The organism is Mesorhizobium sp. M4B.F.Ca.ET.017.02.2.1 (genome assembly GCF_003998955.1).
Classification (GTDB): domain Bacteria; phylum Pseudomonadota; class Alphaproteobacteria; order Rhizobiales; family Rhizobiaceae; genus Mesorhizobium; species Mesorhizobium abyssinicae.
The window spans coordinates 1-13,421 of record NZ_RZOF01000153.1; the positions used below are offsets into that span (position 1 = coordinate 1).

Consider the following 13,421-nt stretch of genomic DNA (forward strand, 5'->3'; position numbering starts at 1 on the left):
GCTCGATTATCGACGCCGGGCAGGATATCGACGTGCCGGACTTCGGGCGCCAGGCTATCGAACATCCGGAAACGAAGGCTTAGTCAGCTCGACGGCGGCCAATGGGCGGCCATCATGGCCAGCGTCTCTGCCCGGTCCGGCGCGCCGAGCCGGCCGCCGAAGCGCTGACATTTGAGCGCCGCGGCGGCGCTGGCAAAGCGCAATGCCTGCTCGGGCGGCATGGCTTCGGCGAGACCGACGGCAAAGGCGCCGTGAAACACGTCGCCGGCGGCCAGCGTATCCACCGCCTTGATCCTCGGCGCCGCGACGTGGCGGACCGAGCCGATGGAACGGTCGTGCCACCAGCTTCCCGCCGCGCCGCCGGTGACGGCGACAAAAGCATCGGTGCGGCTGGCGAGATCGCCGCAGGCGGTTTCCGGATCGAGCGCATGGCCGCAGACGATACGCGCCGCGGGTTCGGAAGCGACGATGTGCGTGGCCAGCGGCAGCAACTGCTCCAGCACCTCCAGCGGTGCGGTATCGGCATCGAGGATCGCAGGCCGGCCATTGGCGCGCGCCGCGTTCAGGGCGAGCGCCGCGGCGCCCGGCCAGCGGACGTCGGCCAGCACGGCGTCGAAGGCGGAGAGATCGGTGCACGGCAATTCAGCGGGGTCGGCCTGCGCCTTGCGGTCGTAGAACGGAACGATGATGCGCTCACCATGCGCGTCGACGAGGATCGCGGCCAGCGCCGAGCGTGCGCCGGCCACACGGCGGACCAGGCTGCAATCGACGCCGTCGGCCTCGATCTCGGCAACCAGCTGGTCGCCGACGGCATCGTCGCCCGCACTTGCCCAGAGCGAGACTTCTGCGCCGAGACGGCGGGCGGCGCAAGCGGCGCTGGTTGCCATGCCCGAGGCGATCTGGACGCCATCGGAGGCGATGAACTTGCCCTGATGCGCGGGCAGCGTGTCGAGGCGAAGGATCGTATCGAGGGTGAACGCGCCGACGCTCAGGAGCTTCACCGGCTTCTCCATCAGATCGCTATCCCTTGTCTGAGCCTGGTCTTGTCCAAAAACCGGTTCCCACTTATTGGGGCCATGCTCTAATCGACCGCTTTGATCTTGCCGAGCGGGATGAAGCCGAGCGAAGCCTTGCCCTTGACGATCCTGAGCGGCATGGACGGCTCGTTGCCGAGCATCGCCAGGCCGGCAAAACCTTGCTCGATCTCGCTCTTGCGCTCGGGAATGGCGCCGCCGAGGATCGCCGCCACCGCCTTGGGATCCCTGAGCTTGATCGTCAGCTCGGCATCGATGAGCCCTTCGGCATCGACCGACAGCGGCCCGGACACGGTTATGCGCGCTTCGCCCGACGACAGGTCGAGCTTGGCGATGTCGACCGACTGGCCGCGCAGGCTCTTCGGCTGCGTCCTGATCAGCGCGACGCCGTTCTTCAGCGTCGCCTCGCCGCTGCCGTCGAGCGGCGGCAGCACGCGCCCGCCGATCGCGTCGGCGTCGATCTCGAGATCGTTGAAACTGCCGACATAGCCGATGTCCAGGCCGTTCGGCTGCAATTGCCCGGCGGCCTTGCCGGCATAGAACAGCTCGACGGGATCGCTGTTGTCGGCCGGATCGGTCTGGCCGGACAGGCCCTCGGCCTTCAGCGCGACGTGCCGCGGCAGCGGCCAGGAGAGCTTCGCGTCCGCCCGTAGTTTGTCCCAGTCGATCCACAGCGGCGTCATGCCGGGCATTGAGGTCCTGAGCGGACCGCGCAGATCGGCGACTGGCGACAGGGGCTGCGTAATTTCGGCCACCGCGTTGAAGCTGCCGGTCGAGGCGGCGACGTTCCTGGCATCGTCCTCATAGGCGAGCGTGTCGCAGGAGATGGCGAAGCTGAGCGGATAGCCGCTGACGGTCAGGTTGGCGCAACCGGCCTCGATGCCGTTGACGTTGAGCGAGGCAACCGCCTTGTCGGCCTCGGTCCTGACGCGATCGGCCAGATAGAACCAGCCAGCGCTGTAGAGGGCGAACAGCACGGCAATGAAGGCAGCGAGCCAGAACAGCCGGCGGCGAAAGTTCGGCGGGCGCTCGTCAGTTGACGTCATGCTGCAGCTCTCATTACCCCTGATATTGCGGGCGGGCGGTTGTTACGCAACAAGCAGGAAGACGTAAAACACCGATTCCGGCCTAGAGTCGGACTCGCGCGATCAGGCTTGGCGATATGGGCGATTTTTGGGTTTTTGGCTATGGGTCGCTGATCTGGCGCCCGGGTTTCGCGCATGTCGAGACGCGCCGCGCGCGCCTTTACGGCTACCGCCGGGCGCTCTGCGTCTATTCCTTCGTGCATCGCGGCACGCGCCGGCGGCCGGGCCTTGTGCTCGGCCTCGACCGCGGCGGCTCCTGCGTCGGGCTGGCATTCCGGGTGCCGGGCGACCTGCGCGGCGAGGTTCTCGCCTATCTGCGCGAGCGCGAGCTGGTGACCAGCGTCTATCTCGAACGCACGCTGGACATCCGGCTCGACGGGACAGGGAAGGAAGCGAACGGCAGGGTCGAGGCGGTTGCCTACATCGTCGACCGCGCGCATGAGCAGTATGCCGGCGCGCTCGACGCGGCGCATGCGGCAACCATTGTTCGCGGCGCCGTCGGTCAATCCGGACGCAACGAGGACTATGTGTTGAGCACGCTGGAGCACCTCAAGGCGCTCAGCATTCGCGACCACTGGCTGGAGGACGTGGCGCGGCGGGTCGCGCCTTTGTGAAGCGCTGGCCTGCCGGAAAAGAATGGCCAGGCCTTTGACCTCGGCAATCCAGGACCTAGGTTAGCTGCTGCCCCCCAGCCGGGCTTGCCCGGCATTATCCCAAGCATCACGGAGATCAGTCTTGCAAAAACGCCGTCTCGGTCGCACCGACCTTTCCATCGCGCCGCTGGTCCTGGGCGGCAATGTCTTTGGCTGGACCGCCGACGAGAAGACCTCCTTCGACCTGCTCGACCGTTTTGCCGATGCCGGCCTTAACGCCGTCGACACGGCGGACGTCTATTCGCGCTGGGCTCCCGGCAACAAGGGCGGCGAGTCCGAAACCATCATCGGCAAATGGATGAAAAGCCGCGGCAACCGCGACAAGATCGTCGTCATCACCAAGGTCGGCTCGGACATGGGCCAGGGCAGGCGGGACCTGTCCGCCGCCTATATCGAAAAGGCGGTCGACGCCTCGCTGAAGCGGCTGCAGACCGACGCGATCGACCTCTATCTGTCGCACTGGCCGGACCCTGCGACACCTTACGAGGAGACGCTCGGCGCCTATCAGGGCCTGCTCGCCAAGGGCAAGGTCCGCCATGTCGGTTGCTCCAATCTCGATGCCGGCCAGTTGCGCGCGGCGCTCGATGTGGCGAGCCTGCGCGGCCTGCCGCGTTATGACGTGCTGCAGCCCGAATACAATTTGTACGACCGTTCGTCGCTCGACGGACCGCTGCTTGATCTCTGCGTGGCCGAGGACATCGGCGTCATCACCTATTTCAGCCTGGCCAAGGGATTCTTGAGCGGCAAATACCGCGGCAAGGCGGACCTCGGCCAAAGCGAACGGGGCGAGGATGTCGCCAGCTATCTCAACGATCGCGGCATGCGCATCCTCGCCGCGCTCGACGCGGTGTCGGCCAGGCATTCGGCCAAGCAGGCCGAGGTGGCGCTGGCCTGGGTGATGGCGCGGCCGGGCGTCACCGCGCCGATCGCCAGCGCCACGACGACAGCGCAGGTGGACAGCCTGGTGCGCGCCGCGTCGCTGAAGCTCGGCGCCGACGACATCGCGGCGCTGGACCGGGCGAGCGCCTAGAGCGTTTCACCGTTTCACGGAAACGGCGAACCGCTCTATCTCTTTGTCTTGACGCAATTCCGGACGGAAAACCGTTTCACACTTTTCCTGGAATTGCTCCAGCCCGGCGCTGCCGGCGCGCCGCAAGCGGGGCGGCCCTTGCCGGACGGTTCAACACGATCGTTCAAGACGGTGACGGCCCCTGCGCCATAACGTTTTGCGCATCGCGACACGATGCGGAAAACGCGTATGGCCGGAATTTTGAGCCTCACGCAGCCATGGCAGCAGGTGCTGGTGCTGGTACTTGCCGCCGCCGTCGTGATGGGCAGTCCGGGGCCGGCGACGATCAGCGTCACCGCAATAGGCGCCGTTTTCGGCCTGCGCGGCTCGCTGCGCTACACGTCGGGCATCATCGTTGGCACCACGCTCGTGTTGCTGGTGGTGGCTTCCGGCGTGACGGCGATCTTTGCCTCGCTGCCGGGCATGGCGCCGTTGCTGGCGATCGCCTCCGCGATCTACATCCTCTACCTGGCCTACAGAATAGCGACGGCGCCACCGCTGGCGGCGCGCGAGAACGGGATGGCGCCTCCCACCTTCTCGGGCGGCTTCCTGCTCGCTGTCGCCAATCCGAAAGCCTATGTGGCGATCGCCGCCGTCTTCGCCGGCGCTTCGTCGGGCGTCGCCGGTCTCGGGATTTCGACCAGGCTCCTGGTGCTCACGCTGATGATCGTCGGCATCCACGTGCTGTGGCTACTTGCCGGGGCGGCCTTCGCCCGGTTCCTGCGGCGGCCGCTGGCCTCGCGGATCATCAACCTGGCTTTCGCGGCGACGCTGGTGCTGACGACGGCATTGGCGGCGTGGCCTTAGGCCGGCGAAACGGAGCTGCGGCTCAGGCCTTGGCCTTTCCGGCCGCCGCGAGCTCCGCCAGCCGCTTCGCCGCCGTCGGCGGCATCGGCGGCGGATTCGGCGCGCGCGAGGCCTCTACGAGGAGCTGGTCGCAGGCAGCCTCGGTCTCGCCGATCAGCCGCTTCATGAACTCGTCCTTGGCCAGTCCCGGCGGGATCGGCGGCAGGAAGCGGGCCTTGATGGTGCCGGGATAGCGCAGGAATTTGCGGCGCGGCCAGTAGAGGCCGGCGACATGGGCGACCGGGACCACCGGGACGCCAAGCTGCGAATAGATCTCGACGATGCCATATTTGTAGGCCGGCTCGTCGCCCGGAGCGCGGCGCGTGCCTTCGGGGTAGATGATGAGCTGGCGCGGGTTGCGGTCCATTTCCGCTCTGGTGGCGGCGACGACCGCCTTCAGCGCCTTGGAGCGACTGCCGCGGTCGACCGGGATCATCCGCATCTTCATGATGTACCAGCCGAAGAAGGGGATCCAGGTCAGCTCCCGTTTCAGGATGTAGAGCGCGTCATCGAGATAGGGAAAAAAGGCGATCGCATCCCAGAAGGACTGATGCTTCGGCGCCAGGATGAAGGACCCTTCGGGCAAGTTCTCGACGCCTGTGATCTCGCTCTTCGTGCCGGCGATCTTGTCGTAGAGCCACATGCAGGTGCGCGACCAGAATTTGGGCACGAACCAGGCCCGGTGGCGCGGCGACAGGAAATAGTACGGGGTCCAGAAGATCATCTGGACGACCAGGCTGAGGTAGAAGACGAGGTTGAACGCCAGCGAGCGGAAATAGAGCATACGGGAAGGGCCCGGTGAGGAAGAGTGCGTTGGTTACACCAAGCGCAGGCAAAAAGGAAACGGCCAGCGAGCGAAGGCCGATCCCGATTTCCTACCACATCGCTTGCGTCAGGCGCTCCTTCAGGCGCGGGGCGGCGAAATCGAGGAAGGCGCGCAGCTTGACCGGCAGCAGGCCCTGCCCGGCATGGACGAGGCTCACCGGCCATGGCGGCGGCTCGAACTCGCGCAGCACTGCCTGCAGCGCGCCGGAGCGCATCGCGGCGGCGACCTGGTAGGACAGCACCTTGGTCAAGCCGACCCCGGCGGTCGCGGCGTCGATGGCGGCTTCCGCGGTGTTGACGCGAAGCCTGGAATGGACCGGCACGGTGATCTCGCTCTTGCCGCCGGCGAAGACCCAGGTGGCAGGGGCCGAGAGGTTGTCGAACGTAACGCAGCTGTGCACGGCCAGGTTCCCCAGGGTTTGCGGCGTGCCATGGGCCGCAAGGTAGGGCGGGCTTGCGCACACGACGCGGCGGATCGCGCCGACACGGATGGCGACAAGGCTGGAATCGGGCAGATCGCCGATGCGCACGGCAAGGTCGATATGCTCGTCGACCAGCTGCGTTATCTGGTCCGACAGCGTCAGCCGGATATCGACCTCGGGATAGGCGGCGAGGAAATCGGCGACCACCGGCAGCACGTGCAGGCGGCCGAAGACGATCGGCGCGGTGACGACCAATTCGCCTCTGGGCGCGCTGTATTCGCCGGCCGCGGCGCGCTCGGCCTCACCGACCTCGTCCAGGATGCGGCGGCAGGCGGCGAGATAGGCCTGCCCGGCAGCGGTCGGCGTCAGCCGCCGCGCCGAGCGGGCGAGCAAGCGCGTGTTGAGGTGCCGTTCCAGTTCCGAGACCTTGCGGCTGACCGTGGCGAGCGGCATGCCGAAGCGGCGCGCCGTGGCTGAAAGGCTGCCGGCCTCCACCGCGGCGACGAAAAGCGACATAGCTTCAAGGCGATCCATGATCTTTCCAGAAAATGGAAGGAACTATTCCAGATATGCCATCTGCATCCGAAATATGGAAGGCTTATATTCGGCCGGTTACCAGCCCTTGGAGGACAGCGCCATATGAACGCCCATGCTTTCACCAGCGACGTCGCCTTCACGCCGAGCGTCAAGGCCATCCAGGCGCGCAAGGGCTCGCGCGATGCCTATTCCCGGGTCGAGGAGCGCGGCGGCTGGCGGGATACGATCACGCCGGACCTTGCCGCCTTCATCGCGGCGCAGACCAGCGTCTTCCTGGCGACCGCCAATGGCGAGGGCCAGCCCTACATCCAGCATCGCGGCGGGCCGGCCGGCTTCCTAAAGGTGATCGACGAGAAGACGATCGGCTTCGCCGACTTCACTGGCAACAGGCAATTCATCACCCAGGGCAATCTCGCCGACAACGCGCAGGCCTTTCTGTTCCTGATCGACTATGCCCATCGGCAGCGCATCAAGATCTGGGGCAGGGCGCGCGTCGTCGAGGGAGACGCCGAACTGACGGCGAGCTTGATGCCGCAAGGTTACAAGGCGCGTCCCGAGCAGGTGATCCTGTTCACCGTCTCGACCTGGGATGCCAACTGCCAGCAGCACATACCGCAGCGCTTCGATGCTGCGGACGTCGCGGCGGCGCTCGCCGATCGCGACAGGCGCATTGCGGCCCTCGAACAGGAGGTCGAGCGCCTGCGCGCGGTCGAGACTAAGGGATGATGCGGGCTGGCGGCTTGTCGCTCTTGACCACCGAGGCTTCCGCCAGGGCGATGCCGTCGGCAGTCTGGCGCAGCGGGACGATGCCGCGCGCCAGAGCCAGCACATATTTGCTGTATTCGGTCAAAAGCACGCGCAACGCTTCCGGCTTGGTCAGCCAGCCGCCATTGCCGAGATTGGTGTTGACCACCGGATAGGGTTCCAGCTTGGCGCCGTGCAGCAGCCGCCCCATCTCCAGCAGGCTGCGCGGCATGTGGTAGTTGTTGGTGACGAGAATGACGCTGCCATAGGCGTGGCTTTCCACCCATTTGGCGCTTTCCTCGGCATTGCCGATGGTGTCGAGCGCGGCGCGGTCGATGTCGACGCAGCAGGAAAACAGCGCCTTGTCGCCGCCGGTCGCGGCCTGCAACTGGCGGCGGCTGGCGGAAGGATGAACGCCGCTGATCAGCAAGCGCTCGCCCTTGCCGGAAGCGAGCAGGTCCATCGCCGCGTCGAGGCGCGACTGGCCGCCGGTGAGAACGATGATGGCATCCGCCCTGGCGGGGTTGGCGGGCGTCGTCATGTGGCTGACCGTGCTGGCGAACCAGCCGAAGCCGCCGGCAAACAGAGCCGCAAGTGCCAGCACGGAGAAAGCAAAGATCCGAAGGACGATGGCAAGGCGGGCCAGATTGCCACGCCCGTGCGCACGGGCACCAACAACTGGCATCCGTCCAGCCGTTCCGGTCGTGTCCTGCGCGTCCATCATCCTATGGTTAATCCTGAAATGCGGCCTTTGATAGATGAGAAGGCGCACATTGCGTTACGGCAGTTTCCCTAGCGTGATCATACTCTTGCCTGGCATGGTCGTCTCGAAGAACCGGCTTTCGCTTTTTGGAACCGTGCTTAGCCTCCATCCGGCTGGCGCATGTCGATGTCGCTGAGATAGGTGACAACCGTCGCGTGGGAGGTCGCCGCCGTCAGCGCGCCGATCACCAGCACCATCAGGCCGACGCCGAGATAGCCCGCCGAGCCGATGGCGAAATTGCCGAACAGCGCGGTTGCCTGGTCGGCCTGGGGCGTCGCCATGTTGCGCGACGACCACCAGGAAAAGACGATGAAGACCAAAATCGCGGCGGCGCCGCCGGCCGCGGCGCCTTTCATGCCGGTGACCAGGAAATGCCAACGGAACTCGCGCGCGATGAAGCGCGCCTCGGCGCCGACGAAATGCAGCACCTCGATGATGTGGCCGTTGCCTGCCATGGCGCCGCGCGTCGCGAACACCACGGTCAGCACGGTCGCCGACAGCATCAGCACCAGCACGGCGATGCCGATGGTCACCGTCGTGCGGGCCATGGTGACGAGCCGGTCGACCCAGGTGCGGTGATCGTCGAGCGCCGCGGTCGGCAATTTGGGCGTGATCGCGGCGCGCATGGCGGCGAAGTCGGGCGGGCTGTTTTCGTCGATGGTGACGACGACGAGGCGCGGCACCGGCAATTCATCGATGTTGAGACCTGTGCCCAGCCACGGCTCCAGCAGCCGCGCGGTGGCGTCGCGGTCGATGATCTTGGTGCCCTTGACGCCGGGGAATTCGCTGGCGATCTGCGAGGCCTGGGCCAATGCCGCCTCCATGTCGAGGCCGTCGACCGGCTTGATCTGGATCGTCGCCTCGCGCGAGATCTGGTTCTCCCAGACCGACGCGGTGTCGCGCACCAGGGTCACGGCGCCGAACGTGAGGCAGGACAGGAAGGTCATGATGGCGATGACCAGCACCAGCGCCCGTCCGGCAATGTTCTGCGCCGGCACGATCGGCGCCATCCTGCGTTGGGGGCGCTGCACCACGCCAGCCATCTCGGCGGGCTGGTCATGCAGATGGTCGGCGGAGAGCTCAGTCATAGATGTCCAGCCTTCCGCCGGCGAGGATCATGCGCCGCGCGTCGACCTGCTCCATCAGGCCGAGGTCGTGGGTGGCGATCACCACCGCCGTGCCGAGACGGTTGAGCTCGATGAACAGCCGAAGCAGCCGGCGCGCCAGCGGCGGGTCGACATTGCCGGTCGGCTCGTCGGCGAGCAGGATCTCGGGCTGTTCGATCAGCGCGCGGGCGATCGCGGCGCGCTGCTTCTCGCCGCCCGACAGCACCGGCGGCAGCACATGCATGCGTTCGCCCAGCCCAACCCATTTCAGCAGTTCGGTGACGTCGGTGCGGTAGCTCGCCTCCTCGCGTCCGCGCACGCGCAAGGGCAGGGCGACGTTCTCATAGGTGGTCATGTGGTCGAGCAGGCGGAAATCCTGGAATACGACACCGATGCGGCGCCGCAGGTGCGGCAGCTCGCTGCGCGAGATGCGCGAGCGGTCCTTGCCGAAGATGGTGATCAGCCCGCGCGTCGGCTTCAGCGACATGAACAGCAGGCGCAGCAGCGTCGTCTTGCCGGCGCCGGAGGGCCCGCTCAGGAACTGGAAGGAGCGCTCCGGTATGTGCAGGGAAATGTCGCGGAGGATCTCCGGACCCATGCCATAGCGGAGGCCGACATTTTCGAAGCGGATCACGTTCGACGACCTGGAACTTTCGGCGGCGAAACGCCAGCCCTTTCTCTCAAAAGACCATCGGCCCGCATGGTTAACCCTTGGTTAATTTTCGATGCTTTTCGGTGCATCACCGGGGTTCCGGTGGGGAAGCGTTAACCATTTGCGTTTACCCAAAAGAAACGAACAGCGAACAGGGGCTTACCAGGCCGTATGGCTGAGCAACGAACCGCGCGCCCGGTTTCCGGCGAAATCATGACCGGGCTGGGGACAAGTGCCGCGCAGGAAGCGCGCGCGCCGGTGATCGACGTCGTCGACGCCGATTACGAGGTGCTGCCGCGTCCGTCGGCCAGGTCGGAAGCGCCGCCGGCTCCGCCTTCGCGCGCGACCAGCACGGCCGCCATCGAAGGCATGGGCATGCTGCGCAAGCCGGAGGCGGTGGCCGAACGGCGGCCGGCGTCGCGTGGCGGACCGCTCTTCTGGATTGCCGGTGTCGGCGCAGCGCTCGCTGCCTTCTGGGTCTCCGGCGGCCATGCGCTGGTCCGTCAATCGCCGTTCTGGGCCGTCGCGCAGCCGGCGGCCGCGCTCAGCATCTCGGGCATCACCTCGCGCATCGACGCATCAGGGCCGAAACCTGTGCTGTTCGTCGACGGCGAGGCCGCCAATGACGGCGCGCAGGCGGTGCAAATGCCGCCCCTGGAAATCCGCGTCACCGGCAAGGACAGCCAGATCATCCGCTATACGCTGGGGACATCCGGTCGCTCGCTGGCGCCCGGCGAAAGATTTGGCTTTTCCAGCCGCCTTGATGTGCCTAGAAACGGCGTGAAAGCCGTCTCAGTCACTTTTGCTGGCTAAGGCGAAACAAAACCGCGCGACCCGGCGCAAAAACCAAGAAGTTCTACAGCGCTTTCGCAGGCCCTGAAGGTCGCGGTCCTGTAGGCAAAACGCCTGGAGGGCGAAAATGCCAGTTGTGCGCGGCAAGGACATCGAGGTCCTGTTTTCGGCGTCGGCGATCGCCCGCCGCAACCTCGAGCTCGCCAAGGAGATTGCCGGGCGCGACTACCATGACCTTTTGGTGATCTCGGTGCTGAAGGGGTCTTTCGTCTTCGCAGCCGACCTGATCCGGGCCATGCACGATGTCGGCCTGTCGCCCGAGGTCGAGTTCATCTTCATCTCCAGCTACGGCGCCGGCACCACGAGCGGCGAGGTGAAGGTGCTGCGCGACATCGACAATGAGGTCGCCGGCCGCGATGTGCTTCTGATCGACGACATCCTCGAATCCGGCAAGACGCTCTCCTTCGCCCGCGACCTGATGCTGTCGCGCGGCGCCAGAAGCTGCGCCATCGCCGTGCTGCTCGACAAGCGCATGCGCCGCCAGACCACGCTCAACGCCGACTATGTCGGCTTCGACTGCCCGGATTATTTCGTCGTCGGCTACGGCATGGACGTCGCGCATGCTTTCCGGGAATTGCCCTTCGTCGGCGTCGTCAAGGGCGACGCCTAGGGCATGTCGATATTCAGGTGAGGCCGGCCGCAAACAGCGGCCTGACCTGAATCTCAACACCCCCTGAAGCATGCCCCAAATCAGGCAGCACTGAAACGCCGAACACGGCATGCTCTGGATTTCCCCCGGACCAATTGTTCCGGTTCAGAAAACGTCAACGTTTCCCCGCCATGTATCTCGCCATGGCAAAGCTTCTGATCGTCGAGGACGATGAGTCCGTCCGCACCCTCGCCGCCCGCGCGCTCGAACGTGACGGGCACAGCGTGGCCATCGCCTGCGATGGCGCCCAGGGACTTGAGCTGATCAAGGCGGCGCGGGGTGGCTATGACCTCGTCGTCTCCGATATCCGCATGCCGGAGATGGACGGCATCGAGATGGCCACCGCGGCGGCGGCGCTGTTCCCGTCGATGAAGATCATGCTGATGACCGGCTACGCCGATCAGCGCGAGCGCGCCGAGGAGCTCAACGGCATCATCCTCGATGTCATGCAGAAGCCCTTTACGCTCGCTGAAATCCGCGCTCGCGTCGGTCGCGCCTTGAGCTGCTTCGCCTGAGGCTCCGGCCCACAGGCCGCCCTTCACCATATCGGCGGCAACCGTAGCCGGCGCTCACGCCGTGTCGCCGGTCGGCACAAGCAGCGGCGGAGCCGCTCTGCGCCGCTCGGTACGGAAGGCAAGCAGGCCGGCACCGATGATGAGGGCGGCGCCCAGCACGGTCGTCGAGTGCGGCACCTCGGCGAAGAACAGGAATCCCCACAGCGGCGACCAGATGATGCCGGTATACTCGAAGGTCGCGACGCGGTTTGCCGGCGCCAGCCGATAGGCCTGCGACAGCAGAATCATGCCGGCCGAGGCGACGAAGCCGCAGGCCGCCATCTTGAGAAGGTCGGGAAATGCCGGCCAGATCCACGGCCGCACCAGGAATTCGAGGCTGGGGTGGACGGCATGCTCAATCCCGGCCAACCGGAACAGGCCGGCGACGAACACTGCGCCCGTCAGATAGGCGCCATTCTGGTAGAACGCCATGACGGTGGAGGATTCGGTGTCGCCTATCTTGCGCGCCATCAACTGCGAGAAGCCGTAGAGGAAGGCGGAGCCGAGCGACAGCAACGCCGCCCAGTCGAACAGTCCGGCGCCCGGCCGCAGCATGACGAGGACGCCGAGCAGGCCGATCAGCACGGTCGCCAGCGTCTGCCAGGACACCCGCTCGCCGAGATAAGGCCCGGCCAGCACCATGATGCACAGCGGCGCCATGAAATAGAGCGCCACCGCGTCGGCCAGCGGCAGGGCGGCGATCGCCAGATAGTAGGACGTGTAGGAGCTGAACTGGATGAAGGCGCGCAGCGTCAGCAGGCCGGAGCGCTTCGAGAGCAGGGCTTTCAACCCGACATCGGCGCGCACGATAACGATCAGGATCGGCAGGGCAACAATGGCGCGGATCGCCATCACCTCGGTGACCGGGTAGAGGCCCGAGACCGCCTTGACGAGCGGATCCTGGAGCGAAAACACCAGCACGCCCAGACAGAGGCTCAGGATGCCAAGCACCATCCTGTTCTGCATAGGATTCTGCTCCCCGGTTCGCGCGATCCCAAACCGACGCATGCGGTAAAAAGAACCCGCCACCGTTTCGGGCAGCGGGTATGAGTGAGGACTCGATTGGTCCGCAGCCGGTTTGAAGGGCCGCATATCCAATGGGTGAGGCGACTATCCTCCGGCGTTTGACATGTTGCAAACGAATTGGAATGATGCCAGCAATCAAAATTGCTTATGGTGAAATGCGATGAAGCCGACGCTCGACAGCGACCTCCTGCGCACCTTCGTCGCGGTGGCCGAAACCGGCAATTTCACCAAGGCGGCCGAGCAGGCGGGCCGCACCCAGTCGGCCGTGTCGATGCAGATGAAGAAGCTCGAGGGCATGGTCGGCGACAGCCTGTTCGAGCGCGGCTCGCGCGGCGTGGCGCTGACGCGGCGCGGCGGCGAGCTGATCGGCAATGCCAGGCGCATCGTTTCGCTGCTCGACGAGACGGCAGCGTCGATTGCCGCGGCGCCGCTTGGCGGGCCGGTGCGAATCGGCATTCCCGAAGAATATGGCCATGCCATCCTGTCGCGCGCCCTGGGGGCGTTTTCGAAGCGCCACCCGAAGGTCGAGGTGACGGTGCGCTACGCGCATTCGGGCGCGCAGACAGCGGCGGTTGCGGCCGGCGAGCTCGACCTTTCGGTTTTG

General features: G+C 65.9%; 16 protein-coding genes. 8 read left to right on the forward strand and 8 right to left on the reverse strand.

Annotation, left to right across the window (positions count from 1 at the left end; translation table 11 throughout):
• Nucleotides 1-83 precede the first annotated feature (83 nt).
• Nucleotides 84-1,013 carry a sugar kinase gene (locus tag EN738_RS18750; protein ID WP_127284994.1) on the reverse strand — a complete coding sequence of 310 codons (930 nt, stop codon included), beginning with the start codon at nt 1,011-1,013 and terminating at the stop codon, nt 84-86.
• Between the two features lie 68 nt (nt 1,014-1,081).
• Nucleotides 1,082-2,080: a DUF2125 domain-containing protein gene (locus EN738_RS18755; RefSeq protein ID WP_127284995.1), complete on the reverse strand. Its 999-nt coding sequence runs from the start codon at nt 2,078-2,080 to the stop codon at nt 1,082-1,084.
• 116 nt (nt 2,081-2,196) lie between these two features.
• Here EN738_RS18755 and EN738_RS18760 point away from each other — a divergent pair, with 116 nt between their 5' ends.
• The 3 genes from EN738_RS18760 (at nt 2,197) to EN738_RS18770 (ending at nt 4,648) form a co-directional block, all read left to right on the forward strand.
• Nucleotides 2,197-2,733 carry a gamma-glutamylcyclotransferase gene (locus EN738_RS18760; protein WP_127284996.1) on the forward strand — a complete coding sequence of 179 codons (537 nt, stop codon included), beginning with the start codon at nt 2,197-2,199 and terminating at the stop codon, nt 2,731-2,733.
• Nucleotides 2,734-2,854: 121 nt separating this feature from the next.
• Nucleotides 2,855-3,802: an aldo/keto reductase gene (locus EN738_RS18765; protein ID WP_127284997.1), complete on the forward strand. Its 948-nt coding sequence runs from the start codon at nt 2,855-2,857 to the stop codon at nt 3,800-3,802.
• Nucleotides 3,803-4,030: 228 nt separating this feature from the next.
• Nucleotides 4,031-4,648, forward strand: a complete 618-nt coding sequence (locus tag EN738_RS18770) for a LysE family translocator (RefSeq protein ID WP_127284998.1) — start codon at nt 4,031-4,033, stop codon at nt 4,646-4,648.
• A 22-nt stretch (nt 4,649-4,670) separates the two neighbouring features.
• Here EN738_RS18770 and EN738_RS18775 read toward each other — a convergent pair whose 3' ends face one another.
• Nucleotides 4,671-5,471, reverse strand: a complete 801-nt coding sequence (locus EN738_RS18775) for a 1-acyl-sn-glycerol-3-phosphate acyltransferase (RefSeq protein ID WP_127284999.1) — start codon at nt 5,469-5,471, stop codon at nt 4,671-4,673.
• 91 nt (nt 5,472-5,562) lie between these two features.
• Nucleotides 5,563-6,468, reverse strand: a complete 906-nt coding sequence (locus EN738_RS18780) for a LysR family transcriptional regulator (RefSeq protein WP_127285000.1) — start codon at nt 6,466-6,468, stop codon at nt 5,563-5,565.
• A 105-nt stretch (nt 6,469-6,573) separates the two neighbouring features.
• Here EN738_RS18780 and EN738_RS18785 point away from each other — a divergent pair, with 105 nt between their 5' ends.
• Nucleotides 6,574-7,197 (forward strand): pyridoxamine 5'-phosphate oxidase family protein, encoded by a 624-nt coding sequence (locus EN738_RS18785; RefSeq protein ID WP_127285001.1) that lies wholly within the window; start codon nt 6,574-6,576, stop codon nt 7,195-7,197.
• Here EN738_RS18785 and EN738_RS18790 read toward each other — a convergent pair.
• From EN738_RS18790 to ftsE, 3 genes are all read right to left on the reverse strand, one after another.
• The gene (locus tag EN738_RS18790; RefSeq protein WP_127285002.1) at nt 7,187-7,939 is read right to left on the reverse strand and encodes a YdcF family protein; all 753 of its coding nucleotides are present in this window, start codon (nt 7,937-7,939) and stop codon (nt 7,187-7,189) included. The two genes, EN738_RS18785 and EN738_RS18790, sit on opposite strands and share 11 nt — an antisense overlap.
• Nucleotides 7,940-8,076: 137 nt before the next feature.
• Nucleotides 8,077-9,066: an ABC transporter permease gene (locus EN738_RS18795; RefSeq protein ID WP_127285003.1), complete on the reverse strand. Its 990-nt coding sequence runs from the start codon at nt 9,064-9,066 to the stop codon at nt 8,077-8,079.
• The gene (ftsE, locus tag EN738_RS18800) at nt 9,059-9,718 is read right to left on the reverse strand and encodes a cell division ATP-binding protein FtsE (RefSeq protein WP_023757234.1); all 660 of its coding nucleotides are present in this window, start codon (nt 9,716-9,718) and stop codon (nt 9,059-9,061) included. Before ftsE ends, EN738_RS18795 begins: the two co-directional genes overlap by 8 nt.
• 189 nt (nt 9,719-9,907) lie before the next feature.
• Between ftsE and EN738_RS18805 the strand changes: the two genes are divergently transcribed.
• From EN738_RS18805 to EN738_RS18815, 3 genes are all read left to right on the forward strand, one after another.
• Nucleotides 9,908-10,549, forward strand: a complete 642-nt coding sequence (locus tag EN738_RS18805; protein ID WP_127285004.1) for a hypothetical protein — start codon at nt 9,908-9,910, stop codon at nt 10,547-10,549.
• 106 nt (nt 10,550-10,655) lie between these two features.
• Nucleotides 10,656-11,198 carry a hypoxanthine phosphoribosyltransferase gene (gene hpt, locus EN738_RS18810; RefSeq protein WP_127285005.1) on the forward strand — a complete coding sequence of 181 codons (543 nt, stop codon included), beginning with the start codon at nt 10,656-10,658 and terminating at the stop codon, nt 11,196-11,198.
• A gap of 182 nt (nt 11,199-11,380) precedes the next feature.
• Nucleotides 11,381-11,752 carry a response regulator gene (locus EN738_RS18815; RefSeq protein ID WP_127285006.1) on the forward strand — a complete coding sequence of 124 codons (372 nt, stop codon included), beginning with the start codon at nt 11,381-11,383 and terminating at the stop codon, nt 11,750-11,752.
• Between the two features lie 54 nt (nt 11,753-11,806).
• Here EN738_RS18815 and EN738_RS18820 read toward each other — a convergent pair whose 3' ends face one another.
• Nucleotides 11,807-12,757 carry a DMT family transporter gene (locus EN738_RS18820; protein ID WP_127285007.1) on the reverse strand — a complete coding sequence of 317 codons (951 nt, stop codon included), beginning with the start codon at nt 12,755-12,757 and terminating at the stop codon, nt 11,807-11,809.
• Between the two features lie 220 nt (nt 12,758-12,977).
• On the opposite strand from EN738_RS18820, the gene EN738_RS18825 reads away from it, so the two are divergent.
• On the forward strand, nt 12,978-13,421 hold a 444-nt coding region (locus tag EN738_RS18825), incomplete at its 3' end, for a LysR family transcriptional regulator (RefSeq protein WP_127285008.1).

Coding starts and splice junctions, on each gene's coding strand:
- EN738_RS18750 (WP_127284994.1), bottom strand. CDS start 1,013: ATGGAGAAGCCGGTGAAGCTCCTGAGCGTCGGCGCGTTCACCCTCGAT.
- EN738_RS18755 (WP_127284995.1), bottom strand. CDS start 2,080: ATGACGTCAACTGACGAGCGCCCGCCGAACTTTCGCCGCCGGCTGTTC.
- EN738_RS18760 (WP_127284996.1), top strand. CDS start 2,197: ATGGGCGATTTTTGGGTTTTTGGCTATGGGTCGCTGATCTGGCGCCCG.
- EN738_RS18770 (WP_127284998.1), top strand. CDS start 4,031: ATGGCCGGAATTTTGAGCCTCACGCAGCCATGGCAGCAGGTGCTGGTG.
- EN738_RS18775 (WP_127284999.1), bottom strand. CDS start 5,471: ATGCTCTATTTCCGCTCGCTGGCGTTCAACCTCGTCTTCTACCTCAGC.
- EN738_RS18780 (WP_127285000.1), bottom strand. CDS start 6,468: ATGGATCGCCTTGAAGCTATGTCGCTTTTCGTCGCCGCGGTGGAGGCC.
- EN738_RS18785 (WP_127285001.1), top strand. CDS start 6,574: ATGAACGCCCATGCTTTCACCAGCGACGTCGCCTTCACGCCGAGCGTC.
- EN738_RS18790 (WP_127285002.1), bottom strand. CDS start 7,939: ATGATGGACGCGCAGGACACGACCGGAACGGCTGGACGGATGCCAGTT.
- EN738_RS18795 (WP_127285003.1), bottom strand. CDS start 9,066: ATGACTGAGCTCTCCGCCGACCATCTGCATGACCAGCCCGCCGAGATG.
- EN738_RS18805 (WP_127285004.1), top strand. CDS start 9,908: ATGGCTGAGCAACGAACCGCGCGCCCGGTTTCCGGCGAAATCATGACC.
- hpt (WP_127285005.1), top strand. CDS start 10,656: ATGCCAGTTGTGCGCGGCAAGGACATCGAGGTCCTGTTTTCGGCGTCG.
- EN738_RS18815 (WP_127285006.1), top strand. CDS start 11,381: ATGGCAAAGCTTCTGATCGTCGAGGACGATGAGTCCGTCCGCACCCTC.
- EN738_RS18820 (WP_127285007.1), bottom strand. CDS start 12,757: ATGCAGAACAGGATGGTGCTTGGCATCCTGAGCCTCTGTCTGGGCGTG.